At 63.0% G+C, this 25,526-nt stretch carries 22 protein-coding genes; 20 read left to right on the top strand and 2 right to left on the bottom strand.

Going from position 1 to position 25,526, the window contains the following annotated elements; translation table 11 throughout:
* Positions 1–39: 39 nt before the first annotated feature.
* The 4 genes from ndk to THECO_RS15555 all read left to right on the top strand — a co-directional run bounded on the left by ndk (position 40) and on the right by THECO_RS15555 (position 4,856).
* Complete coding sequence (gene ndk, locus THECO_RS15570) at positions 40–456, top strand: nucleoside-diphosphate kinase (RefSeq protein WP_015255991.1); 417 nt, start codon at positions 40–42, stop codon at positions 454–456.
* A 102-nt stretch (positions 457–558) separates the two neighbouring features.
* Positions 559–1,674, top strand: coding sequence for a transglutaminase domain-containing protein (locus THECO_RS15565; protein WP_015255990.1), 1,116 nt, complete (start codon positions 559–561; stop codon positions 1,672–1,674).
* An 89-nt stretch (positions 1,675–1,763) separates the two neighbouring features.
* Positions 1,764–2,576 (top strand): DUF2935 domain-containing protein, encoded by an 813-nt coding sequence (locus THECO_RS15560; RefSeq protein WP_015255989.1) that lies wholly within the window; start codon positions 1,764–1,766, stop codon positions 2,574–2,576.
* Positions 2,577–2,720: 144 nt separating this feature from the next.
* A complete protein-coding gene (locus THECO_RS15555; RefSeq protein ID WP_015255988.1) occupies positions 2,721–4,856 on the top strand; it encodes a right-handed parallel beta-helix repeat-containing protein in 2,136 nt (711 codons plus the stop codon).
* 118 nt (positions 4,857–4,974) lie between these two features.
* Here THECO_RS15555 and THECO_RS15550 read toward each other — a convergent pair whose 3' ends face one another.
* Positions 4,975–6,141 (bottom strand): conserved virulence factor C family protein, encoded by a 1,167-nt coding sequence (locus tag THECO_RS15550; RefSeq protein WP_015255987.1) that lies wholly within the window; start codon positions 6,139–6,141, stop codon positions 4,975–4,977.
* Positions 6,142–6,343: 202 nt separating this feature from the next.
* On the opposite strand from THECO_RS15550, the gene THECO_RS15545 reads away from it, so the two are divergent.
* From THECO_RS15545 to THECO_RS15535, 3 genes are all read left to right on the top strand, one after another.
* Positions 6,344–7,405 carry a Gfo/Idh/MocA family protein gene (locus THECO_RS15545; protein ID WP_015255986.1) on the top strand — a complete coding sequence of 354 codons (1,062 nt, stop codon included), beginning with the start codon at positions 6,344–6,346 and terminating at the stop codon, positions 7,403–7,405.
* Positions 7,406–7,554: 149 nt separating this feature from the next.
* On the top strand, positions 7,555–9,174 hold the full coding sequence (locus THECO_RS15540) for an ABC-F family ATP-binding cassette domain-containing protein (RefSeq protein WP_015255985.1): 1,620 nt from the start codon (positions 7,555–7,557) through the stop codon (positions 9,172–9,174).
* A gap of 185 nt (positions 9,175–9,359) precedes the next feature.
* Positions 9,360–10,265 (top strand): cation diffusion facilitator family transporter, encoded by a 906-nt coding sequence (locus tag THECO_RS15535; RefSeq protein ID WP_015255984.1) that lies wholly within the window; start codon positions 9,360–9,362, stop codon positions 10,263–10,265.
* 925 nt (positions 10,266–11,190) lie between these two features.
* Here THECO_RS15535 and THECO_RS15530 read toward each other — a convergent pair.
* Entirely contained in the window at positions 11,191–11,517 is a 327-nt protein-coding gene (locus THECO_RS15530; RefSeq protein ID WP_041853945.1) for a helix-turn-helix domain-containing protein, read from the bottom strand.
* A gap of 135 nt (positions 11,518–11,652) precedes the next feature.
* On the opposite strand from THECO_RS15530, the gene THECO_RS21250 reads away from it, so the two are divergent.
* The 13 genes from THECO_RS21250 (at position 11,653) to galU (ending at position 25,524) form a co-directional block, all read left to right on the top strand.
* A complete protein-coding gene (locus THECO_RS21250; protein ID WP_157373591.1) occupies positions 11,653–11,784 on the top strand; it encodes an anti-repressor SinI family protein in 132 nt (43 codons plus the stop codon).
* Between the two features lie 184 nt (positions 11,785–11,968).
* The gene (locus THECO_RS15525) at positions 11,969–12,736 is read left to right on the top strand and encodes a YveK family protein (protein ID WP_015255981.1); all 768 of its coding nucleotides are present in this window, start codon (positions 11,969–11,971) and stop codon (positions 12,734–12,736) included.
* A complete protein-coding gene (locus THECO_RS15520) occupies positions 12,720–13,397 on the top strand; it encodes a CpsD/CapB family tyrosine-protein kinase (protein WP_015255980.1) in 678 nt (225 codons plus the stop codon). The genes THECO_RS15525 and THECO_RS15520 overlap by 17 nt, the downstream gene beginning before the upstream one ends.
* Before the next feature lie 13 nt (positions 13,398–13,410).
* Positions 13,411–14,697: an efflux RND transporter periplasmic adaptor subunit gene (locus THECO_RS15515; protein WP_015255979.1), complete on the top strand. Its 1,287-nt coding sequence runs from the start codon at positions 13,411–13,413 to the stop codon at positions 14,695–14,697.
* Positions 14,694–16,433 (top strand): hypothetical protein, encoded by a 1,740-nt coding sequence (locus THECO_RS15510; protein ID WP_015255978.1) that lies wholly within the window; start codon positions 14,694–14,696, stop codon positions 16,431–16,433. Before THECO_RS15515 ends, THECO_RS15510 begins: the two co-directional genes overlap by 4 nt.
* Before the next feature lie 249 nt (positions 16,434–16,682).
* On the top strand, positions 16,683–18,620 hold the full coding sequence (locus THECO_RS15505) for an asparagine synthase-related protein (protein WP_015255977.1): 1,938 nt from the start codon (positions 16,683–16,685) through the stop codon (positions 18,618–18,620).
* A gap of 7 nt (positions 18,621–18,627) precedes the next feature.
* Positions 18,628–18,756: a paeninodin family lasso peptide gene (locus THECO_RS21790; RefSeq protein ID WP_015255976.1), complete on the top strand. Its 129-nt coding sequence runs from the start codon at positions 18,628–18,630 to the stop codon at positions 18,754–18,756.
* 85 nt (positions 18,757–18,841) lie between these two features.
* Positions 18,842–19,774: a phosphoenolpyruvate carboxykinase (ATP) gene (locus THECO_RS15495; RefSeq protein ID WP_015255975.1), complete on the top strand. Its 933-nt coding sequence runs from the start codon at positions 18,842–18,844 to the stop codon at positions 19,772–19,774.
* Complete coding sequence (locus THECO_RS15490) at positions 19,771–20,067, top strand: lasso peptide biosynthesis PqqD family chaperone (protein ID WP_015255974.1); 297 nt, start codon at positions 19,771–19,773, stop codon at positions 20,065–20,067. Before THECO_RS15495 ends, THECO_RS15490 begins: the two co-directional genes overlap by 4 nt.
* The gene (locus THECO_RS15485; RefSeq protein ID WP_232427697.1) at positions 20,064–20,573 is read left to right on the top strand and encodes a lasso peptide biosynthesis B2 protein; all 510 of its coding nucleotides are present in this window, start codon (positions 20,064–20,066) and stop codon (positions 20,571–20,573) included. Before THECO_RS15490 ends, THECO_RS15485 begins: the two co-directional genes overlap by 4 nt.
* A complete protein-coding gene (locus THECO_RS15480) occupies positions 20,570–22,393 on the top strand; it encodes an ABC transporter ATP-binding protein (RefSeq protein WP_015255972.1) in 1,824 nt (607 codons plus the stop codon). Before THECO_RS15485 ends, THECO_RS15480 begins: the two co-directional genes overlap by 4 nt.
* A gap of 231 nt (positions 22,394–22,624) precedes the next feature.
* Positions 22,625–24,604, top strand: coding sequence for a polysaccharide biosynthesis protein (locus THECO_RS15475; protein WP_015255971.1), 1,980 nt, complete (start codon positions 22,625–22,627; stop codon positions 24,602–24,604).
* A 32-nt stretch (positions 24,605–24,636) separates the two neighbouring features.
* Positions 24,637–25,524: a UTP--glucose-1-phosphate uridylyltransferase GalU gene (galU, locus tag THECO_RS15470; RefSeq protein ID WP_015255970.1), complete on the top strand. Its 888-nt coding sequence runs from the start codon at positions 24,637–24,639 to the stop codon at positions 25,522–25,524.
* Positions 25,525–25,526: the final 2 nt, after the last annotated feature.

Genomic DNA, 25,526 nt, shown 5'->3' with positions numbered 1-25,526 from the left:
ATAATGGGGAAATTAAATCGGCGAAGGAGGGCATGCGTCATGGAAAACGGCAAGCGGACATTCGTCATGATCAAGCCGGACGGCGTGGAGAGAGGGCTGGTCGGCGAGATTGTGTCGCGCTTCGAACGCCGCGGGTTTAAGCTGGCGGAAGCGCGGATGATGCGCATCAGCAGGGAGACGGCGGAGGAGCATTACGCCCAGCACAAGGGCAAGCCGTTCTTCGGAGAGTTGGTCGACTATATTACGTCCGGCCCGGTCTTCGCGATGATTCTCGAAGGGGAGGGGGCCGTGCAGCTGGCCCGGGCGATGATCGGCGCGACGAATCCTGCGAATGCCGCGCCCGGCACGATCCGCGGCGACTACGCGAGGTCGGTCGAAGCGAACGTCATCCACGGTTCCGATTCCGACGAGAGCGCAGAGCGCGAGATCCGGCGGTTCTTCGGTCCGCAGGCGTGAAGTTGCGGGAACGGAAGGCGTGAAGGCGGGGGCTTAAGGTCCGGCCGTTATGGTTATACTTGGGCCAAAATGCCAAACGCCATTTCCCGGAGGGTCATGCCAGTGAACCGCAGCACGTCATTCCGTATTGCCATCTGCGCGATCGCCATATGGTCTCTGCTGACGGTCGGCCTCCGTCCCGGGCCGGCCGCCGCTGCCGAGGCGGCAGCCGACCTGCACCAGCTGGAGACCGCCGTCGCCGCCGCGCTGCTTGAGCGCCGGGAGTCCGTGCAGATCGACTATACCGGCGACGGCCAGGAACTGTCGGGCCGCATCAAGGACGTCATCATGGACGCGCTGAAGCGGGACGATTACACGTCGTACATCGTGGATTCCTACTTCTACTCGATCCGCAAGCTCAGCGGGCGGTCGCACATCCGGCTGACGCTGAATTACCGGGAGACGCTTGCGCAGACGGCGGAAGTGGACCGGCAGGTGCGGGAAGTGCTCGACCGGCTCATCACGCCCGAAATGAACGACCATCAGCGGGTGAAGGTGATTCACGACTGGATCGTGCTGCGTCTGGCCTACGACGTCGGGCTGAACCGCTACACCGCATACGAAGCGCTGCGGACCGGCAAGGCCGTCTGCCAAGGCTATGCGCTGCTCGCCTACAAAATGTTCAACGCGGCGGGCATCCCTGCGCGGATTGTGGAAGGGGCCGTTCCCGAAAGCGACCATGCCTGGAATCTCGTGCGCGTGGGCGGCCGGTGGTACCACCTGGACGTGACCTGGGACGACCCGGTGCCGGACCGGGGCGGCGCGGTGTCCTACGACTATTACCTGAAGACGGATGAAGAGATGCGCAAGGACCACACCTGGACGCGGGAATATCCGCGCGCGGACACCCCGTATGAGGCGGCGGTCAGGGAGACGAAGCAGACCGATCCGGCGCGGGCGGGCTTCTACGAGTCGCTGGAAGCGGCGCTCGGCTGGAAATGGCTGCGTCCGGAGCATACGGCGGCGACGGCGGACGAGCTCAGGCGCAAGATGGAGGAAGCGGCGGCATCCGGCGCGGACGGCTTCAAGGTGCGTTATTTGCGCGGCGACGCCGTGCGGACCGATCTTCAGAAGGCGGCGGCGGAAATCAAAGCGGCCGGCATCCGCGCGTACGAGGCATCCATCTTGCCGTTCGGGGATGACGGGGCCGTGCTGGTCGAAGTGTCGCTGATCCGGTAGGCAGCGGAGCTTGCCTTCGTTCTGGCGGCCCGCCCGCGGGCATATACTCCTTACGGTTAGCATGAAGCCGGAAAGGAGCGGAGAAGTCCATGAACATGGCGAGCCTTGCAGAGGAAGGGCCGCTGTTCGAACATCGGTTCTGGCTGCAGATACTGGGAGACCACGCCCGATTCATCCTGATGGCGCTGTCGCCGGCCGAGAAGGATGACGTACGGCAGGCGGAATCGTTCATTTCGCGGTTCGACGCGCTGCTGGCGGCCGCCCGGATGCAGGATGCGGAGGCGCGGCTGGCGGCGCTGAACCTGGAGGCTATGGATGCGACCCGGGAGCTCAAGCAATTCAAGCTCAGCCTACTCGAGCGGCTGCTGCTCGGCAAGGTCGACCTGCTGTTCACGCCGACCTTCCTGAACCATATGGTGAACGAACTGGAGGAATACGAGCACATTCTCGAAGAATTGCTGGCCGGGCGCCCGGTGCCGCGCCAGCATCCGCTGCACTACGACATGGTCTGGCTGCAGGATGCGATCGGCCATGCGGCTGAGCTGTCCTTTGACATGGACCCCGTCGAGCGGCGCTGGATCGAGAAAAGCCGGGCGTTCCAGCAGGAGTTCGGCGCGTTTTTCCTGAAAGCGGTTGAAATGGCGGGATATCTGCGGACTTCGCTCCGGACGTTCCCCGCCTTCCAGAAATTCCATTCCGACATCGACCTTGAGATGAAGCTGTTCATGCGCTTCCTGCAGGAGATCGAGGAGCTGCAGATCGGACCGAAGCTCCTGGACCGGATTCATCCGCTCATGCCGGACCACATGTTCCGCGAGGAGTGTTACTATCTGACGAAACTGGCCGCTTACGGCCTCGTTCCCGAACCGGGCTGCAATCCGGCAAGACCGAGGCTCGCGTGACGGGAAACCGCCTCGCGCGGTATGTGTCGATTAGGCGCGAATCAGGGGCTTGTCTGCCTATTTTTAGAAGAACCGTGCGATATACCCATTCCTTGTCCCGCAAATCGCAATATACTGAAACGGGGCGAGGAAGGAGTGATCGCGATGAGGCGATTGGTCGGCAGATTGCTGCTGGCAGCTGTGCTGATCTTCGCCGCTGCATCAGTCACGGTGGACGGCTCGACGTCCGCGCAGACGGAAGATTCCGTCTATCGGCTGGTGCCCGGCAAATTCGACATCCATACGGATGGCACGCATCCGGAAGAGACGACGAAAGGATTCAACGATGCGCTCCAGTGGGCGCATGATCAAGGATATACGACATTCATCGTTCCACCCGGGACCTACATGATCAAGAAGAGCGCGAAAGGGCAGCCCGGCCCGGACGCGCGGATCAACATGGTGCCGGACATGACGTTCGTGCTCGAAGACGGCGCCGAACTGGTAAAGGAACCGAATGACTCCGAAATCTACGAACTGCTTTACATCGGCCGTGGCGTGAACAATGTGACGATCAGAGGCGGAAAGTTTGTCGGCGACCGGGACCAGCACGATTACAGCCGCAAGGATCACCCGTACTCGTCTGGCACGCACGAGGGCGGCTACGGCATTGTGGCGCTTGGCGCGCGCAATCTGACGATTGAGGGCGTCGAGGTGTACAACTTCACCGGAGACGGGATCGTGATCGGCGGCAGCGGCCAGATGGTGAGGGACCTGTATGGGAGCAGTTTCGTCCCCGGCGCCTTCGATTCGGACGGCAAGCCAACGGCAGCCGAAGGGCGGATCCGGACGATTACGCCGGTGCCGCTGAACCACGAGAGGTTCAAAACAGACCCCTACTTCGAACTGTCGAACAACATCAACCTGCCCGCCGATTTCGAACTTTATTTCTATGATGCGGACGGCAACCTGATCGGCCCGAAGCTGAACGCGAAGGTGCGGCAACGGATCCAAATCCCCGCCGGAGCGGCATCGTTCCATCTGGTGTTCGAGCGGGCCGACAGCAACGGCTCGTACATCGAGGTCTGGTCGAGGGTGCCGTCGGAGAACGTCATCGTCCGAAATTCGGAACTGCATCACAACCGCCGCCAGGGCATCACGATCGGCGGAGCGGACAATGTGGTGATCGAGCATAACGTCATTCACGACATTAACGGGGTTGCGCCCCAGTCCGGCATCGATGTCGAAGGCGGTTACGGCGAGAACGGTTTTCTCAATACGAACATTCAAATCCGGAACAACGAGTTCTATAACAATGCCGCCTATGACGTCATCCTGTACGATGGCAACAACGCGGTTGTGGAAGGCAACCATCTTGCGTCGCGGGGCAAGATCGGGCTGGCGGTGTCGTCGCCGTTCACGGGCGCGCTCGTCAAGAATAACCATTTCGACGGCACGCGGCTTGTGATTTATCACGATGTAACGCTCGTCGGCAACCAGATGAACGATTCGTACACCTTCATCGAAGGGCCGAATGTGACCATCGACGGCATGAAATTTACGGATTCGTCGTTCACCATCAGCAGCAGCCGGCCGTTCGGCGTGGAAGTCAAGAATGTCACGATGGTGCATACGAAGCGGGCGGACAGCGGGTTCGGCATCTGGGTGAATCCGATCCGCGTCACGAACATGACGATTATCGGCGAATCGCGGCTCGGTGTGATCAACGCCGGCAACACGACGGGCAATGAGTTCACGAACCTGCGGGTGGTCGGCCACAGCGGCGGCACGCTGCCGCGCGGAACGTACAACGGGTGCTATTTTGAAAGCGCGCCGGAGAACAAGCGCGAGCTGGCGATTTCGGCCCCCGGAACATACGTGTTCGAGAACTGCACGTTCAAGTCGCCGATCGTTCCGCTCGCCATCTATGATCCGGGCTCGGACGTGACGATCCGGAATTCGTCCGTCATCCTCGACGGGGACAGCCACGGCGTCTTCGTGGGAGCGGCGAAATCGTTCGTGTTCGAGAACAATACGGTAAAAGCGAACGCGCTCAAACGTGCGGAACTCGAGCTCGTGAAGATCAACGACTACTGGCAGCGGAACGACCCGGCCGATGTGCTCAAGGCGGTCATCCAGAACAATGTCATCGAGGCGAATATCGCGGCGAGGGGCATATCGACGATCTACGCGGGAGTCGGCGCTCCGCCGTATATCGTGAAGGACAACACGCTGTACAACGCGAAGCTGTTCCTGAAGGCTGACGACGTGCAGTCCGGCAATCAGGAGTTGACGAAATAATGTGATGCCCAGGTGACGGGGGCATGAAGAAGACCCGGCGGGCGCGCGGCAAGGCGGCCCGGCCGGGTCTTCGCGTTGTTCGGCGGGCGGCGCGGCAGCCGCGGGCCGCCCCCTTTCGTTATGGCTGCGTGTCGGACCGCTCCCGCCGGGCGGCGGTCATTTGCTGCCAGACCGTGCCGGCGGCTTCTTCGCCGCGCTCGATCCGCTCGAGCGCCATCTTCGCCTGCAGCCGGACTTCGAACTCCTCGTCCTCCGCCGCTTCGCGCAGCGCCGGCAGCGCCGATTCGTCCCCGATTTCAAACAAATATCGGGCAGCCCGCCAGCGGACGAGCTTGTTCGGATCGCGCAGCGCCTCGATCATCGCCGGCATCGCGGCGGGGTCGCCGAGGTCCGACAGCGTGTCGCCCGCGGTGCGGCGGACGGCGGGCGACCGGTCGCGCAGCGCCTCCACCAGCAGGGGCAGCGCCTCCGGCGAACGAAGATCGCCGAGGTAGACGACCGCAAGCCGCCGGACCGACACGTTGTCGTCGCGCAGCGCCTTGGCGAGCAACGGCAGCATGCCGGGCTCCGGCTGCGTCCGCTCCAGCGCCGCATAGCGCGTCTGCCAGTCCGGCGCGTCGAGCGCTTCGGCAAGCTCCTCCGCGGTGAGCGGCCGCCGCTCGCGCGGCTGGACCGGGGTCCCGGCCGCGGCCGGCCCCGCCGCTTTCGCGGCTTCAATCAGCTCGCGCAGCCGCTCATCCGTATAGGCGGCGTCGAGTTCCGCCGCGACTTCGGCGGCGATCTCCTCCGGCTCCCCGTAGCGGATGCCGTATTCCTCCAGATGGCGCTCCATAATCAGCGTCGAACCGGCCGCTTCATGGACGGCCGCCGAGAATTTCTCCGGCAGCCCCAGGCGGGCCGCCTCGCGGTCGCCGATGCGGACGCGGACCTGCATCGGGATGCCGCGGTACACCTGCACCAGGACGTGCAGTTCGCCGAACGCGGCGTCCGGTCCGGCCGGCGCGGGTGCGGTCCCGGCCGCGCCTTCCGCCGTCTCGAACAGCTTCGCCGCCTCGGCCAGAATGCGCGGCCAGTCGGCGCCCGGCTTGCGGTCGAGCGCGATGAAGTCGGCGGTGCGGAACACGCCTTTGACGCCGTCGATCTTCAGCAGGCTCCGCAGCGGCTCGGGCGCTTCGTCCGCCTTGTCCGGCGTGTACGCGGCGCGGCGGCCGGCCGGCCACCGTTCGTCGACGTTCAATTTCATCGAATTCGGGCTGGGCGTCGGTTCCACGGACAACAGCTTCATGCGGAATCTCCTCCTTGCATCGCCGCCTGAATGACATTTCTGACGGATATTGCTGATACTATAGTAGCCGATCTTCGCTCCCGAACCAAATATGACGCCAAAAAAAGCACATAAGGAAGCCAAAAGCGCATCTTGGATGCCGCCGCCCGCAGGTCTATACTGAGACGAGACAGACATACGATACCGAGGAGGACAACCGTAAATGGCAGACACCGTCCGCATCGGCGTCATCGGCGCCGGGATGATCGGAAATGTGCATTTGAATGTGTTCGGAAAACTGGAGAACGTGGAGATCGCCGGGGTGGCCGACGCCTCGCTGCCTGCCGCCGAGCGCCGGGCGCAGGAGCACGGCGTGAAGGCCTACGAGACGCCGCAAGCGCTGCTCGACGATTCGTCGATCGACGCCGTCGTCATCGGCGTCCCGAACCGGTTCCATGCGCCGCTCGCGATCCAGGCGATGGAGCAGGGCAAGCATGTGCTGCTGGAGAAGCCGATGGCCATCAGCGAGGAAGCGGCCAGATCGATCCTCGATACGCAGCGCCGGACAGGCCGCGTGCTCATGATGGCGCATCAGATGCGCTGGTCGGGCATCGCCCGCGCCGCCAAGGCGAAGATTGACGCGGGCGAGCTGGGCCGGATCTACAACGCGAAGACCGGCTGGCTGCGCAGGAAAGGCATCCCCGGCTGGGGAAGCTGGTTCACGCGCATGGACGAAGCCGGCGGCGGACCGCTCATCGACATCGGCGTCCATATGCTCGACCTGACGCTGCACCTTATGGGCAATCCGAAACCGGTCTCCGTCTTCGGGACGACTTACGCCGAATTCGGCCCGCGCCGCGAAGGGATCGGCAGCTGGGGAACGCCGGACAAGAACGGCTACTACGACGTCGAGGATCTCGCGACGGCGCTCATCAAGCTGGACAACGGCGCGACGCTGTCGCTCGAAGTGAGCTGGGCGGCCCATTCCGCCGGCTTGCCGGAAGAACCGTTCGTACACCTGATGGGCACCGAAGCGGGCATCGCCCTGATCGGCAACCGCGGCACGATCGTGAGACACGCAGGCGGCGAGGTCGTCGAAGAGGAGCTCAAGCCCATGGAAGGCGAAGAGGATCGGCTCCTGCTGAGCCGGCACTTCGTCGACTGCGTCCGCGAAGGGAAGGAGCCGATCGCGCCGGCGCTGTCGGGCTATGTGAACAACCGCATTTTGAGCGCGATCTACGAATCTTCCCGCACGGGCAGCGAAGTGAAGCTGCACTGGGATTGACGCGCAATGGGAGCCTCCGGGCGGCCAGACCGCTTCGGGGGCTCCGCTTCATTGCGAATTCAGGCGCGCTCAATGGCCGCCCGTCGGCTTCTGTGCTATAATGCGGGAGGATGTACTCATTACAGGGGCAAGGACGGGGAAGTGATTCGATGATCAGCACGAGCGGCGTTACGCTTCGTTACGGGAAGCGCGCGCTTTTCGAGGATGTCAATATCAAGTTCACGCCGGGCAACTGCTACGGCCTCATCGGCGCGAACGGCGCGGGGAAGTCGACGTTCCTGAAAATTCTGTCCGGCGAGATCGAACCGACGAACGGCGAAGTGCATGTGACGCCGGGCGAGCGGATCGCCGTGCTCAAGCAGAACCACTTCGAGTACGACGAATTCAAGGTGCTCGACACGGTCATCATGGGGTACAAGCGGCTGTATGACGTGATGAAAGAGAAGGAAGCGCTCTACTCGAAGCCGGACTTCAGCGACGAGGACGGCATGCGGGCCGGCGAGCTTGAAGCGGAGTTCGCCGAGATGAACGGCTGGGAAGCGGAGTCGGAAGCGGCTTCCCTGCTGAACGGGCTCGGCATTCCGAACGAGCTGCACGACAAGCTGATGAAGGAGCTGGACGGCAACCAGAAGGTGCGCGTCCTGCTGGCGCAGGCGCTGTTCGGCAACCCGCAGATTCTGCTGCTGGACGAACCGACGAACCACCTGGACCGGCAATCGATCGAATGGCTGGAAGATTTTCTGCTGAATTATGAGGGAACGGTCATCGTCGTCTCCCACGACCGACATTTCCTGAATACGGTCTGCACGCACATCGCGGACATCGACTACGGCAAGATTCAGCTCTATGTCGGCAACTACGACTTCTGGTACGAGTCGAGCCAGCTGGCGCTGCAGCTCATGCGCGAACAGAACAAGAAGAAGGAAGAGAAGATCAAGGAGCTGCAGGCGTTCATCCAGCGGTTCAGCGCGAACAAGTCGAAGGCGAGACAGGCGACTGCGCGGAAGAAGCTGCTTGAGAAGATCACGCTCGACGACATCAAGCCGTCGAACCGGAAATATCCGTTCATCCAGTTCAAGCCGGAGCGCGAGGCGGGCAAGCAGCTGCTCCTGATCGAAGGGCTGACGAAGTCGATCGACGGCGTGAAGGTGATCGACAACCTGACGCTGACGGTGAACAAGGGCGACAAGATCGCGCTCGTCGGGCCGGATTCGCTCTGGAAGACGGTGCTCATGCAGCTGCTGATGGGCGAGCTTGAACCGGATGCGGGCACGTATCAGTGGGGCGTGACAACGACGCGCGCGTATTTCCCGAAGGACAACTCGAAATACTTCGACGGCGTCGATCTCAATCTCGTCGATTGGCTGCGGCAGTTCTCGAAGGAGCAGGACGAGACGTTCATCCGCGGCTTCCTCGGACGGATGCTGTTCTCCGGCGACGAAGCGCTGAAGAAAGCGAGCGTCCTCTCCGGCGGCGAGAAGGTGCGCTGCATGCTGGCCCGGATGATGCTGTCCGGCGCGAACGTGCTGCTGATGGACGAACCGACGAACCACCTGGACCTCGAGTCGATCACGTCGCTCAACAACGCGCTGATCGATTTCGACGGGACGATGATCTTTACCTCGCATGACCGTCAGTTCGTGTCGACGATCGCGAACCGGATTCTCGAAATCACGCCGCGCGGCGTCATCGACCGGCTCATGACGTACGAGGAATATCTCGAGAGCGACGAAGTCAAGGCGCTGCGGGAGCAGGCCTATTCCGCATAAGATATGGGATGAAGCCGCCGGGGACTGGAGCCTGGCGGCTTTCCGCTTGGCCGCGGACTGTGGAAGAGGGACAGACTGTTGCATTTATACATAAAGTCGCGCACCGTGTCAAAACTGTTTCTCTGGACCCACACGGACCCGGTCGGTTATCATACTGCTGTTGTGTATGAAACGATGGAACGGAGGTGCCCGGGCTGGACCCGTATCAAAACATTCGAGCCGGCGAGCGGGGGGCATGGGCGAGCATCGCCTCCTATCTCCTGCTCTCGGGCATCAAGCTGGCCGCCGGGTACGTGCTGTCCTCCAGCGCGCTGACCGCGGACGGCTACAACAATCTGTCGGATATTGCCGCTTCCGCGGCGGTGCTCATCGGCCTGCGCATCTCGCGCAAGCCGCCCGACAAAGACCATCCTTACGGCCATTTCCGGGCCGAGACGATCGCCGCATTGATTGCTTCCTTCATCATGGCCATGGTCGGCCTGCAGGTGCTGATCGACGCCGGGCGGTCGATCATCGCAGGTGATCGGGCCGCGCCGGACCCGGCATCCGCCTGGATCGCGTTGGCCGCCGCGCTCGTCATGTTGATCGTCTACGTCTACAACCGGCGGCTTGCGGCGCGCATTCGCAGCCAGGCGCTGATGGCCGCGGCCAAGGACAATCTGTCCGACGCGCTCGTCAGCGTTGGCGCCGCGGCGGGCATCTTCGGCTCCCAATTCGGCATGCCGTGGCTCGATCCGGTGGCTGCCGTTGTCGTCGGCCTGCTCATCCTCAAGACGGCCTGGGGCATCTTCTGCAGTTCGACGCATACGCTGACCGACGGATTCGACGAGAAGGAACTGAAGACGCTGCGCGGCACGATCGAGCGGACGAAAGGCGTCCGGCGAATCAAGGACATCAAGGCGCGCATTCACGGCAGCAATGTCCTGATCGACGTCATCATTCAGGTGGATCCCGAACTGTCGCTGATCGAGAGCCATCAGATCAGCGACGAAATCGAGCGCCGGATGGAGCGCCGGCACAACATCGCGAATGTACACGTCCATGTCGAGCCGTACGAGGAATCGCGTTCGCCGCAGACGAATGGAACTTGAGCGCGCGTCATCGCCGGGAGGGCACTTCGCTTCGGTGAACGCCGTCTGCGACGGCATGGGGCGTGGTTGGCGGGCTGGTATCGTTATTTTGCCAATCGTGGCACCAATCGAAATGCCAACGAAACTGAACGTTCTTAATTGTCTCATCAAGGCGATTTTTGACCCGTTCCGGCTCGCATAACGTGTTTCCGTTTCGTTGGATTTTCCGTAACCCCGGTTTTCTTTACAAATAACGCTTAACCTATCAGCTGAAACAGTTGGGCTTTGAAGTCGAGTTAAAACCAACAGGAACAGACCTGATTTAAAAAACCGAAAGTGATTCCTTGGTGTGGTGGGTCTTTTTTTGCCTTCTACCGGTACGCATTTTCGTATAAACGATTGTCTGTTTCGTTACGGAACGGTGCTCCCGGTCACGGCCGGATCGGTGTGCCGGTGAAGCGGGGCTGTCGCCATTCCAGGGCGAGCAATAGCGGCACGGGATGCCGTTAATCGGCACCGTCCTTGCACTTGAGCGAGCATTAACGGCATGGAATGCCGTTATTCGGCAGTGTGGGACGAGCCCGGCGGCATTGAGACGTCTTTAGCGGCACGGGATGCCGTTAATCGGCACCGTCCCTGCGCCTAAGCGAGCATTAACGGCACTGAATGCCGTTATCCGACCCCACCGACCGCGTTGAATGGGTCAGGCGGCGCGGGAGAAGCGGAACGCCCCAGGTTCCGTTGAAGATACGGACCGTTGCATACGAAAGCCTCCGACCCTGCGCATTCAGCGGATTCGGAGGCTTTCGCCTTGTTGCGTCAATTTCCGTGCACTCGTGGAATACAAAATGGAACGTTATAGGGTTGACATGATACGAAATGTATCATATCATAGGGACAAGTTGTTCGATATCGTGAACTGTCCGGCGGAATTTGCGGTGTGACGCTATTGCGATTTTCGCCATTTCTGGTACTCGAGAAATTCCCGGAACTGCTCTTTGTCGACGCCGGACGCCATCGCTTCCCGGACAAGCTCCGTCCATTCGGGGTCAAGCGCGCCTTCCGGATCCGCCTCGCCGAACAACAGGACATGGACCGGCACGCGGAGGGTGGAAGCCATCTTCTCGATAAATTGGATGGACGGATTGTTTTGGATCCCCCGTTCGACATTGCTGAGATAGGATTTGGCCACGCCTGCCGCTTCGGCCAATTCCGACAGCGACATCCGGCGCTGCGTCCGGATGGCCTTGATTCTTGCTCCAATGCTTTCCATTAGCCGTCTCGTCCTTTGCATGAAAGTTCCTGATTTAGCGGTCATATGAATTATAGCATGGTTTCTTAAAACGAACAAACCGTCGCGTGCGGAGGAGAAACCGTCATGCATGAGTCTGGGGAGGCTGGTCAAAACATGAATGCCGGGGTGCAGACTTTTGATCCGGAATGGGCGGCATTGATCGAGCTGGCGAGAAGGACTGGTCTGACGATTGAGGAAATCCGCGAATTTCTTCGCAACCCGGAGCGTCTTAAGCGCACGAAGTGAATGCGCGGGTTTCGGCTCTGCACGGCGGCGCAGCCGGCGGCTGCGGCTGGCCGGCGCATGCCGGCATGTTCACTATATAGAACAACATTTGCTTTGACGGCGAACAAACCGCCGATCCGCCCGGCCGGCGGACCCCCATATCGGGTTCGTCTGAAGCGGGCGGGTCGTCTGGAGGCGACAACCTTTGAAATCCGAAGACATTGATTTGCGGGAATACTTGCGGATCGTGCGCCGCAGGCTCTGGCTCATCGTCCTGATCGTGCTGACATGCACCATCGGCGCCGCTTACTTCAGTTACAACACCTATGTGCCGCTCTATGCGGCGCAGACGAAACTGTATGTCAACAGCGCGGATGCGGCGGATCCGTTCAGCCGGGGCGTCATGAACATCGGACAAATGTCCTCCGGAGGCGGCGTGATCGAAACGTACAAGGAGATCATCCGCACGCCGATCATCATGGACAAAGTGGTCGAGCGGTACCCGCAGCTCGACGCCTCGACCGAGGAGCTCATCCGCAGCGTCTCCGTCCATGCGCTGAACAACACGTCCGTCATGATCATTTCGGTCACCGGGTTTTCGTACGAACGGGCAGTCATGATGGTCAATGCGATTACGGACGTGTTCGTCACGGAGCTGCCGAAAATTTCGCCGGGCCATTCCGCCGTGCTGCTGACCGAAGCGAAGCTGTCGGCGAGTCCCAATCCGGTGAACGAACAGCACACTACGTATATTTTTCTCGCCTTCGCGGCGTCGCTGATCGTGTCCGTCGGCATCGCCATCCTGCTCGACGTGCTCGACGACCGGATCAAGGACGAGGCGGACGTCGTGCGGGTGCTCGGCGTCTCGACGCTCGCCTCGGTGCCGAAGACGAGACTGCGTTCGGGCCGCACCCGCAGCCGCAAGGGAACCCAGGGAAGGATCGGTGAGGAAGCTTATGCCGCGGTCAAATAAAGACGCGCCGACATTGCAGGTCGACGATGTGTCGCCGTTCATGGAAGCCTACCGGACGCTCAAGGCGAACATCGAGTTCGCTTCCCGCCGCCGGCCGATCCGCGCCGTCGCCGTCGCCTCGGCCGTCCCCGGCGAAGGCAAATCGACCACGGCGCTCTACCTGGCGTCCGCCTATGCGCGGGCCGGCCGCACCGTCGTCCTGGTCGACGGGGACATCCGCAAGCCGACGCTTCATCAGGTGATAGATCGGCGCCGCAGCCCGGGACTTACGGATTATCTGCTCGATCCCGGCATGATGCCGTCTTACGTGCTGACGGACACGATGGTCGGCGCGGCGTTCATCGGCGCGGGGCGCAGCGTCCCGAATCCTTCGGACCTGCTGGCTTCCGAACGGATGACGGAGCTGATCGCGCTGCTGAAGCAGGCATACGACATGGTCATCGTCGATACGCCGCCGATTCTGGCCGCCATCGACGCGAAGATTCTCGCCGCCAAATGCGACGGCGTGCTGCTCGTGCTCGAAAGCGGCAAGGCGCGGGAGAAAGCCGTCCTGAAGGCGAAAACCGAGCTGGTGCAGGCCAATGCGAACCTGCTTGGCGCGGTCTTGAACAAAATGAATCGGAAAGCGCTGGATCCCTATTCGGACTATTACGGCAAATGAGGAGGTTGGGCCGGTGCAACGAGAGCGAAGGATGCGGCAGGCGGCGCGCAACGCTCGTAATGCCGCGGTCGTCGCGCTGTGTCTGTCGATGACCGCGGGATGCACGCTCCTCGACGCGTTCTCCGCCCCGCGGGAAGAGGCGGACGTAACGCCGCAGATCCGGTCCGTGCGGACCGAGACGGTGGCCGTGCGGCAGATCGAGGAGCCGATTCACCTTACGGCGGATGTCGAGTCCTCGATTCAGTTCGATGTCGAACCGAAGATCTCCGGCACGGTCGAGACGCTGCACAAAAAGCTCGGCGATACCGTGGAGGAAGGCGAACCGATCGCGCAGCTGTCTTCCGAAGAGGTCAATCTGGCCTATGAGCAGGCGCTGGCCGCCGTCGACCAGGCGAACAGCGCGCTCCGGACGGCCCGCCAGGAACTGTCGGTCAGCCGGCAGGAGCACGCGGCGGAGATTCGCAAGATGGAGATCAGACTGAACGAATTGCAGCGCCAGCACAACAAGGTCCGCAACGACTACGACAGCGGCCTGGCGACGAAAGAGGACGTCGACCGGTCGGCATCGGAACTCGAATCCTACCGTCAGGATCTGGAACTTGCGCGCAAGCGGCTGCAGTCGCTGAACCAGTCCGACCGGATAGCGGAACTGGAGAACCGGTTGGCCGATGCGGAGCTGGCGCTGCAGCTGCGGAGCGAGGCGCTCGAACAGCTTACGATCAAGGCGCCGGTCGGCGGCGTCATCACGCAGCTGACATTAATTGAAGGCATGATGGTTCGGGAGGGCGTGCCCGTCGGGCGGATCGAGCAGGTGGATCCGGTGCGGATCGTCGCTTACCTGAACGAAGAAGGCGCGCAATATGTGCGGGGCAAGGCCGAGCTCAAGTATGTGCTGCCCGGCGGCGAAGAGCAGGGACAAGCGCCCGTGAGCTATCTGTCATCCATCCCGGATCCCGAGCGGAACGCTTATGTGCTGGAACTCACGGTGCCGAATCGCGACGGCCGGCTCAAGCCGGGCATGAAGGTAGCCGTCGAATTGTCGGAAGAAGCCGAACTGTCCGCGCTTGCGGTGCCGCAGTACGCCGTGCTCGAGGAAGGAAGCCGGCGGTATGTGTTCGTCATCGAAGACGATATCGTGAGAAAACGCGAAGTGAAGACCGGCCGGTCGACACCATCCTATTATGAAGTGCTGTCCGGTGTCAGCGAAGGCGAGAGCATCGCGATTACCGGCGTCAATGCGCTCACCGACGGGGAACGCGTGATCGTTGAACGGAGCGGCAAGGAGGGACAAGCGGAATGAACAGACGAAGATGGAAACGGTGGGCGGCATGGATCATGACCGGGCTGATCATCGCCCTGGCCGCGTCTCCGGGTTCGGCCGCCACCACCGTCTCGGCCGCGCCCGCCGGGACGGCGAGCGATACGCCCTATACGCTGAACAGCGTGCTCAAGGCCGGCGTGAAGACGGTGCTGAACGAACGCGTTCCGGAGGGCGTCAGAATCGGCGCGGTCGTCCGGCTGTACAATACCGCCAGCCGTGCCGTGGCCGTGCCGGGATACGAGCTGCGCGCGGTGACGACGGGCGGCGTCGTCTATACGCTGAAGCCGTCCGCCGACAATCCGCGCACCGTACAGCCGCAGGAGAAGGCCGAACTCAGCTACATGCTGACCGTGGGGCGTTCCGATGTTTTCACGCTTGAACGGCTTGCATGGGTGAACGTTGACGAATACGTTTACCCGAAGAAAGAAACCAACATGCTGAACATGCCCGTCGCGGGACTGGAATGGTACGGCCCCTCCACGGTGTTCAAGGATGCGCAGCGATCGAAAGAATGGGGCGCGTCGTTCACGATTCCGGCGGAATCCGCCGAGCTGGTTTACACGCCCGTCCGGCTCGCGGAGCGGCACACCCCGCAGGGCACGACAACCGTCCTCGTGCTGCAGGTGCGGAATACGGGCAACCGGCAGGCCTGGGTTCCGGAGTTCACCGTGTCCGGCAAGACCGTGAAGAGTTACTACTCCGCGCAGCGGGCGGAGAGCGGACCGATCGCGGTTCAGCCGGGATCGTCGCGCTATCTGCACTTCGTCATGCGGCTGGACAGTCCGGAGGCCTGGCTGAGCTTCACGATCAGCACGCCGGAAAGTTTCACGGACGCATCCGGCACCATCCGGTATGAAGCGGGCCGCCTGCAGATCAAGGCGCCCGCCCACCCCGATACGCAGACCGTCCAGTCGTCATATGATCTGCTTGACCCGATCCGCGTCTCGTCGACGCTCAGGCCGAATCTGGCGAACGAAGTCGACATTGCGCTGGCCGAAGTGCGTCGATTCGAACAGGCGGGCGACGGCTTCCTGACAGCCGTTGCGAAATTCAGGCTCGTGAATCGATCCGGCGTTTCCGTGGCCATTCCGGACTTCGGCGTGGAATGGATGACGTCCGAAGGCGTCAGCTACACGGGCGAACGGATGGATGTGCGGCAGAAAATGCTGATGCCGGGCGTCGGCATGATGATCGGCTATACGTTCACTCTGCCCCTCTCCGCCGGGTCGGACGAGCAGGCGCAGCTCACGCTGCTGGACGGCAGTCCGGACACGTTCCAACTGCCGGTCGGCGCGGTCAGCATCCCGCTGGCCGGGGCGGATGCGGAAGAGTCCGGCGGCGCCGCCGACATGTATCCGTTCAAGGTGGAGATCCGTTCCGGATCGCTTGACCCGTCCGGACTCGTCACGCTCGACTTCGGCATCTCGCGGGCGGTCAATATGACGTTCGACGAGCGGTCCGTCCGGCTCAAGCTGGAAGCGGCCGACCCGAGCGGGCATGTGCTGATGTCCCAGACGTATGCGCTGGCGGGCGCCGGCCGCCTGGGATCCGGCCTGAAGAAGATCGAGCTCGGCGATCGGGAGACTACGGATGCGTTCAAAAAAGTCGTCATCCGGCTGTATGAAGTGCTCGCGATTCCGGGCGGAGAGATTGAACGGCTCGTCAAGACGATGCACCTTGAGGCATCTTCCAGTCCCCTGAGCCCGGCGGCCTGAAGGCCGGAAAACTCACCCGCAGGCATGCGATTGACCGCGGCCGCGCGGCAACCGCGCACCGCGCCAATCGCATGCGGCGGGGGATGCAGATCGCGGATGCGAATGATGGATTGACAGCCGGGTGATTGGGTGCTACGATGCAGGTGTGTTCGCTTTACAGAATGTTTTTTTGAGAAAAACGATGTTTGTCTATTATTTTTTTCGATGATTGTTCTCTATAAGGAACAAATGATGCGGCCGGAGGATGGTATGAGCGCGATCATCGGCATTTATGGCATACATGACAATCCGGCGATTATGGAGCAGGGAGCCGCCATGATGCAAGCATTGTCCCGGTTTCCGGCGGACGACGAGCAGGCATGGCAAGCGCGGTCGAACGTGTTCTTCGGCTGCCGCGCCCAGTGGATTACGCCCGAGTCGGTCGGCGAGCGCAATCCGCTGCATGATCCGGAACGGGGGCTGGCCGTCGTCGCCGACGCGATCCTCGACAACCGGGAGGAGCTGTGCGAAGCGCTCGGGATCGAGGCCGTCCGCCGCAGCGCCTTGACGGACCCGGAGCTGCTCCTGCTCGCTTATGATGCCTGGGGAACGGGGATGGCGGAACGGCTGGTGGGCGATTTCGCCTTCGCCATCTGGGATGAACGCGGGAGGAGGTTGTATGCGGCGCGGGATTATTCGGGCGCGCGGACGCTCTATTTTACCCGGGACCCGTCAAGCGGAACGGTCTGGCTCAGCACCGTCATGGCTCCGCTTCTCGGACTGCCGCATTTGCCCGGCGCGCTCAACCGGCAATGGATTGCGGAATACCTCGCCCTTCCGTACACCGTGGACGCCGTCGACGGTCGGATGACGGTCCACGAAGGCATCGAACAATTGCCGCCTGCCCATTACCTCGTTGCGGACGCGTTAGGCCGGCTGACGCTGAAGCTCTACTGCCGCATCGAGGAACCTCGGGAGAAACTGAAGCTCGGCTCGGATGCGGAATACGAGGAAGCGCTGCGCGACGTGCTCGGCGCGGCGGTGAAGGCGCGGCTCCGCACGCACCGCGGCGTGGGCGCGCATCTCAGCGGCGGGCTGGATTCGGGATCCGTCGCCGCGTTCGCCGCCCGCGAACTCCGCGCCAGGGGCAGAGCGCTGTACACCTTCAGCTATGTGCCGGTGGCGGACTTTACGGATTGGACGCCGCGTAGCCGGATGGCGGACGAAAGGGCGTATATCAGCGCCGTCGTCGAGCACGCGGGGAACATCGTCCCGGAATACTGCGATTTTCCGGACCGGAATCCGTATTCGGATATCGACGATTGGCTGGATGTCATGGAGATGCCCTACAAGTTCTTCGAGAATTCGTTCTGGCTGAAAGGGATTTTCGAGCGGGCCGCGGAGCTGGACATCGCCGTCCTGCTGAACGGTCAGCGCGGCAACTGGACGATCTCCTGGGGGCCGGCGCTCGATTACCAGACCGCGCTGCTCAAACGGCTCAGACTGATCCGGTTCTGTCGCGAGCTGGACGGCTACGCCCGGCGGATCGGCGTCGGCCGGAGGCGGGTGCTCGGGTCGGTCTGGCGGAGGGCGGTCGGCGCCGGCGCGTCCGGCATGCGGCATCCCGTGCTGGCAAGCCCGCGCCTGCTCGAAGAGACCGGCGTTGTCGAGCGTCTCAGACGGCAGGGATTGCCTGTGCAAGGCAACGTGCGCAGCGCGTATGAGGCGCGCAGGAGGCTGTTCAAACAGACGTGCTTCTGGAACTTGAACGGCACGTACGCCACGAAACTGTCGCTCAGGTACGCCGTTTGGGACCGGGACCCTTCGAACGATCTGCGCGTCGTCCGTTTCTGCCTGTCCGTGCCGGAAGAGCAGTGCGTGCGGGACGGCGTCGACCGCGCGCTTATCCGCCGCGCTGCCCGGGGCTATCTGCCGGATAAGGTCCGGCTCAATCAGAAGGTGCGCGGCGCACAGGGAGCCGACGGCGTTCACCGGATGAAAGCCGCCTGGCCTGCGTTTATCCGGGAGGCGCAGGAGATGCTGGACGATGAAGCGATGCGCGAATACCTGGACCTGGAGATGCTTAAGGAATCGCTGCTCAAAGTGCGGGAAGCGCCGAAACCGGAATATGCCTACGATCTCGATTTCCGCATGCTGATGCGCGGGATCATATTCCGCCGTTTTGTCAGATTGCGGGGGAGGAGGTGAAATCCGCATGCGCAAGAAGGAATGGCAGACGCCCGAACTGGAAGTGCTGGACGTTCGGTTGACGGCGGCTGGTCCGGGTAAGGCGAAACCGGACGCCGTGCAGCCGGATGAAGACGAAATCGTGCACTACAGCTGAACCTTGCAGCCTGAGCAGGATGCGGCCTTATATGCGTGCGAGTGGCTTATAAGGCCCATTCCCGGCCCCGGATGGAGTGTGAAGCGTGACCAGGACAAATACCGGCTATCGGTACCGGGCCTTCGGGCTCCGGATTGACAGCGACATCCCGCTGCCCGAACTCGGAGACGGCACCCGGCCTGACGGCGACGCCGATCTGACCGTCGTCCGCTGCGGCGAGGCGGAGCCGGAATGGGCGGAAGGCGGAGGCGGCGGCAGACTGTATGCGGCGGAAGGCATCGTCTCGTTCCGGGTTCCGCAGACGGCCGCTTTCCGGATCACGAACGGCAACCGGATCGAAGTGCATGCTTACAGCGGAGCAGACGAGGACCGGATCCGCCTGTACGTGCTCGGCACGTGCATGGGCGCGCTCCTGCTGCAGCGGCGCATCCTGCCGCTTCACGGCAGCGTCGTGGCGCGCGACGGGCGCGCATACGCCATCGTCGGCGAATCGGGCGCGGGCAAGTCGACGATGTCCGCGGCGCTGCTGGAACGCGGATTCCGTCTGGTGACGGACGACGTCGCCGCCATCGTCTTCGATGAGCGCGGCACGCCGCTGGTCATGCCGGCCTACCCGCAGCAGAAGCTCTGGCAGGACAGCCTCGACCGGCTCCAGATTGCCGGCAGCGGGCTGAGGCCGCTCTTCGAGAGGGAGACGAAATACGCGGTCCCGGCGGACGGCGCGTTCTGGCCGGAACCGGTGCCGCTTGTACATATCTATGAGCTCGTCCATTCCGACGGGCAGACGCCGGAGCTTCAGCCGATTGCCAAGCTGGAGCGGTGCTATACCTTGTATCGCCACACGTTCCGGCGGTCGCTGATCGTGCCGTCCGGGCTTTCCGCCTGGCATTTCGAGACGGCGGTGAAGCTGGCGGAGAAGACCGGCATGTATCGGCTGATGCGGCCGGCGAAGGTGTTCGCGGCGCGGGAATCCGCGCGTCTCATAGAGACGCATGCCGATGGGGAGGTGAGCCGATGATCCAGCAGGAATTGATCGCGGCCGACTGCATCGTCGTCCAGAAGCCGGGCGCGATCGTCAGCGACATGAACGGGGAGAAAGTGATGCTCAGCGTGGAGAACGGCAAGTATTACAATCTCGGCAAGCAAGGCGGCCGCATCTGGGAACTGATCGCAAGTCCCATTGCCATCCCGGATCTGGTCTCCGCCTTGACAGCGGAGTACGACATCGACCGGGAGACGTGCGAACGCGATGTGCTGAAATTTCTCGCCTCGCTTCAGCGCGAGAAAATGATCGAGGTGACCCGCCGGTGAGGCGGTCGCCGGCCATGCCCGGCCTCTCGCGGGCGTCCGCCAGGGCTTCGCGCGCCGTCCGGCTGCTGCTGGACCGGCCGGACACGGCGGCGCTGCTTGCGGAGGCCTGGCTGTCTCTTGCGTGGTCTCGGCTGCTGCTTCTCTTCCCGTTCCGCCGGATTGCGCCGATGATCGGCATTCCCCGCAGCGAGACCGAGTGGCGGGAACATCCGCGCGAGCTTGCACAGCAGATCGACCGCATCGCCGACGCTGTCCGGATCGCCAGCCGTATCGCGTGGTGGGAATGCAAATGTCTGGTCCGCGCGCTGGCGGTCATACGGATGTTGAAGCGGCGCGGCATCGAGTACACGCTTTATCTCGGGACCGGCCGGGACGAAGCCGGCCGGCTGGCCGCCCATGCCTGGCTGCGAAGCGGCAGCCGTTTTATTACCGGTGCGGAAGAGAGGAACAGGTTCACCGTCGTCGGCATGTACGCCGCCTTCGGGCGGAGCCTGGACGGGTCATGAAGGCGATGCTGCATGCGGTAAAGCTGCTGCGCCGATACGCCGGCGCGCCGCTCGCCCCGGTGATCGCCGGCATGGCGCTGGCGGGCCTGTTCGAAGGCGCCGGCATCCTGCTGATCGTTCCGCTGCTCGGCGCCAGCGGCTTCCTGGACGGGGCGCACGATTCGGTGCCGTTCCTTGCGCCGCTCCTGGGCAGGCTCAAGACGCTGCCTGCGGACAGCCTGCTGCCCGTTCTGCTGGGCCTGTTCGTGCTGGCCGTGGTGCTGCAGAGCGCGCTGCAGCGGCATGTCGCCATCCAGAGCACGCGGATCGTGAACCGGTTCGGACGGAACCTGCGGATCGAGCTGTTCGACGCGCTGCAGGATGCGCGGTGGAGTCTCTACCTGCGCAAGCGGCGGACCGACCTGATGAACGCGATGACGACCGAGACCGCGCGCATGCTGTATGGCATGGGGCTGGTGCTGCAGGCCGCGTCCGCCCTGATCTACACCGTCCTGCAGATCGGCATCGCGCTTGCGATGTCGTGGGCGCTGACGGCGCTCGTGCTCGCGTGCGGCGCGGCCGTGCTGCTCATCTCCCGCCGGCTGATCGGCAAGGCCAGGGCGCTCGGCAGCCTGACGTCGGAACTGGCGCAGGACTATCTGGCCGGCGTCCATGACCGGCTGCAGGGCATGAAGGACATCAAGAGCAACGACATGGCGGACGGGGGCCGCAAGTGGATTCGCGGCATCACGGAACGGCTGCTCCAGGAACAGCTCGCCTACATCCGGCTGCGGTCCGCGACGGACGCGGGCTACCGGATTGCATCGGCCGTGCTCGTCGCGGCGTTCGCCTATGCCGCCGTCCGCATGCTGCACACGCCGCCGCACATCCTGCTGCTGATCGTGCTCATCTTCGCCCGGCTGTGGCCGCGGATCACGACGCTGCAGACGCAGGCGCAGCAGCTCGCCTCCGCCGCTCCGGCGTTCGCATCCGTCCAGGCGTTGCTTGCGGAGTGCAAGCGGGAGCGCGAGACCGCTTCGCGCGGGGATGCGGCGCTGGCGGACGCGGAAGCCGATGCGAAGCGCGGGCAGCTCCGACTGGAGTACGGCATACGGCTGAGCGGCGTCGCGTTCAGCTATGAAGAGGCCGGCGGCCGAAAGGCGCTCGACGGCATCGACCTGTTCATTCCGGCCCGTGCGACGACCGCGATCGTCGGGCATTCCGGCGCAGGGAAAAGCACGCTCGTCGATGCGGTCATGGGACTCATCCGGCCGCAGGAAGGCGAGATCCGGATCGACGACGTACCGCTGACGGACGAGCGGCTGGCGGCGCTCAGGCGCAGTGTCGGCTATGTGCCGCAGGACCCGTTCCTCTTCGGCGGGACGATTCTGGACAATCTGCGGATGGCGCGGCCCGACGCGACGGAAGAAGAGGTGCATGAGGCGCTCCGGTTCGCGGCGGCCGAATCGTTCGTCAGCCGGCTGCCGCAGGGCATCCACACGCCGATCGGCGACCGGGGCATCCGGCTCTCCGGCGGCGAACGGCAGCGCATCGTGCTCGCGCGGGCCATCCTGCGCAAGCCCGGCATCCTCATCCTCGACGAGGCGACCAGCGCGCTCGATTCGGAGAGCGAAGCCGCCATCCTGCATTCACTGGAGAGGCTCAGGGGCAGCATGACGATCATCGTGATCGCGCACCGGCTCTCCACGATCCGGGGGGCCGACCAGGTCGTCGTCATGGAGCAGGGCCGCATCGTCCAGTGCGGAAGGTATGCCGCGCTGGCGGCCGACCGGAGCGGTCTGTTCGACCGGCTTCTCCGGCAGCAGGCGACGGGCGTGTAACGGACGGCGCCGTTCGCGGTCGAATCCGCAGTCGCCGGGATCGCGGGAGAACGCGCCGTGCAAGGCTCCCGCGGTCGCCGGTCTCGACGCTTGCTTGCTTTAAAGCTGCGGTTTCCGCCGGACGGGGAAACGGAATGACGCCGGGGAGACGGATGACGCGCACCATGCGCGCCAGGGCGAGGAAACCGGACCGTTAAAGCAGGCAAGCCCGCACGGGTAAGGAGGAAGAACATGTCTTATCGCAGACGGTTGTCCATTCTGCTCTCGCTCGATTCCTTGATCGTCATCACCGCCATTTTTGCAGGCCGCATTCTGCTCGAGGCGTCGATCAACGTGCTGACGTTTCCGCTGATCGTCAGTTCGCTCGCCCTGCTCTTCTCGCACCATCTGTACGCCTACTTCTACAAGCTCTACAAAAAAGCATGGGAATACGCGAGCATCGGGGAGCTGATCGCCATCGCGAAGGCGGTCACGCTGTCCATCGCGACGGCTGCCATCATCCAGCAGCTGCTCGTCAAAGACATCTACTTCCGCCTGCTGGCCGTCACCTGGATGCTGCACATGCTGTTCATCGGCGGATCGCGGCTGTGCTGGCGGCTGTACCGGAGCGCGCGCATGCCCGGCGGCGACGGCCGGAAGCGGACGCTGATCGTCGGCGCGGGCGCGGCGGGCACGATGGTGGCGCGCCAGCTGCTCCAGCCGGGGTCGGAACTGAGGCCGGTCGCGTTCGTCGACGACGATCCGGCGAAGCACAAGCTGGACATCCTCGGTCTCCCGGTGCTCGGCGGCATCGACCGGATTGAGCGGATCGCACGGGAGAAGCGGATCGAGAACATCGTGATCGCCATCCCGTCGCTCGGGAAGAAGGCGCTGCGGCGCATCTTCGAGGAGTGCGCCAAGACGGAAGCGAAGACGCAGATCATGCCGAAACTTGAAGATCTGGCGACGGGGCGCGTATCGGTCAGCGAACTTCGGGATGTCGAAGTGGAAGACCTGCTCGGACGGGAACCGGTCGAACTCGACATCGACAGCATCTCGGGCTATGTGACGGGCCGCACCATCCTCGTCACGGGCGCGGGCGGCTCGATCGGATCGGAAATTTGCCGTCAGGTGGCGAAATTCGGACCGAAGAAGCTCGTTCTGCTCGGACACGGCGAGAACAGCATCTACTCCATCGAGATGGAACTCAGGGATATGTACGGGGATGCCGGAATAGAAATGGTAACGGAGATCGCCGACATCCAGGACGTGCAGAAAATGATGGACGTCATGCAAATTCACCGGCCGGATGTCGTCTACCATGCCGCTGCGCACAAACATGTGCCGCTCATGGAGCGGAACCCGGAAGAAGCGGTGAAGAACAACCTGATCGGCACGATGAACACGGCCCGGGCGGCGAGCTGGCACGGTGTACATATTTTCGTCATGATTTCGACGGACAAAGCGGTCAATCCGACCAGCGTCATGGGCGCCTCGAAACGTCTGGCGGAAATGTATATCCAGTACATGGACGGCATCAGCCGGACCAAATTCGTCGCCGTCCGGTTCGGAAACGTGCTGGGCAGCCGGGGCAGCGTCATTCCGCGGTTCCGCAAGCAGATCGAAGCCGGCGGTCCCGTGACGGTGACCCATCCGGACATGGTGCGCTATTTCATGACGATTCCAGAGGCGTCGAGGCTTGTCATCCAGGCCGGCGCGCTCGCGAAGGGCGGCGAGATCTTCGTCCTCGACATGGGCGAGCCGGTCAAAATTGTCGATTTGGCGCGCAATCTGATCCGTATGTCCGGGTATTCGGTCGAGGATATCGGCATTCGCTTCACCGGCATCCGTCCCGGCGAGAAACTGTTCGAAGAACTGATGAATCCGGAAGAAGTGCAGGACCATCAGGTGTATCCGAAAATCCACGTCGGCAAATCGCAGCGCATTCCGATCCGGGAAATCGAGGATTTGGCGGAACATTTTGCGGAGGCGGACCGGGAGACGCTGCGCGTCTGGCTGCTGGCGCTGGCGAACGGACGCACGAAGACGGCTTTTGCAGCGGCCGCGAAGACGGCCGGAAAAGCGTCGCACGAGGAAGCTGCCGCAACGGGGGCGGCGGCTGCGCCGGGCGATTTCTTCGCGCCGGGCGCCGGTACCGCGCAGCCGGAAGCCGCGCCTTCGGACGGCCGTTCCGCGGCGCCGCTTGCGCCGGCGGCTTCCGCCGTCAGATAACGGGCTGGCCAGAACATGGGAGGGATGCGAACATGAGCGTCAAGAAAGCGATCATTCCGGCTGCAGGACTCGGCACGCGTTTTCTGCCCGCGACGAAAGCGATGCCGAAGGAGATGCTGCCCATCGTCGACAAGCCGACCATCCAGTACATCGTCGAGGAAGCGGTGGCGTCGGGCATCGAGGACATCATTATTGTGACGGGGAAGGGCAAGCGGGCGATCGAGGACCATTTCGACAACTCCTTCGAGCTGGAGTACAACCTGCTGGAGAAGGGCAAGCTCGACCTGCTCAGCGAGGTGCAGAAGCCTTCGCAGATGGCGGACATCCACTACATCCGGCAGAAGGAGCCCCGCGGACTCGGCCACGCCGTCTGGTGCGCCCGCAAATTCATCGGCAACGAGCCGTTCGCCGTGCTGCTCGGGGACGACATCGTGCGCGCCGAACGCCCGGCGCTGCGCCAGCTGATGGATCAGCATGACCGGTACCGTTCGTCGGTCATCGGCGTGAAGCCCGTGGCGGACAACGAGGTGCACCGCTACGGCATCGTGGACGGCAAGCCGATCGACCACGGCTTCTACAGCGTGGCCGGGCTGGTGGAGAAGCCGTCCCAGGGGTCCGCGCCGTCGAATCTTGCCATCATGGGGCGGTATATTCTGAGCCCGACGATCTTCGACATTCTGGGCAGCCTGGAGCCCGGCGCCGGCGGCGAGATCCAGCTGACCGACGCGATCGCGAAGTTGAACGAGACGGAAGCGGTGTACGCGTTCGAGTTCGAAGGCACCCGCTACGACGTCGGCGAGAAAATGGGGTTCATCCGCACCACGGTCGAGTTCGCGCTGCAGCGCGAAGATCTTCGCGAGAGTCTGCTCGACTATCTGACGCGGCTGCAGCAGGAACAGCTGCATCCCCAGGCGCGGTGATG

It is taken from the genome of Thermobacillus composti KWC4 (assembly GCF_000227705.2).
In the GTDB taxonomy this organism is placed as follows: Bacteria; Bacillota; Bacilli; order Paenibacillales; family Paenibacillaceae; genus Thermobacillus; species Thermobacillus xylanilyticus.
The sequence above is the reverse complement of the archived record's forward strand: the minus strand, read 5'-3'. Positions and strand labels throughout refer to the sequence as shown.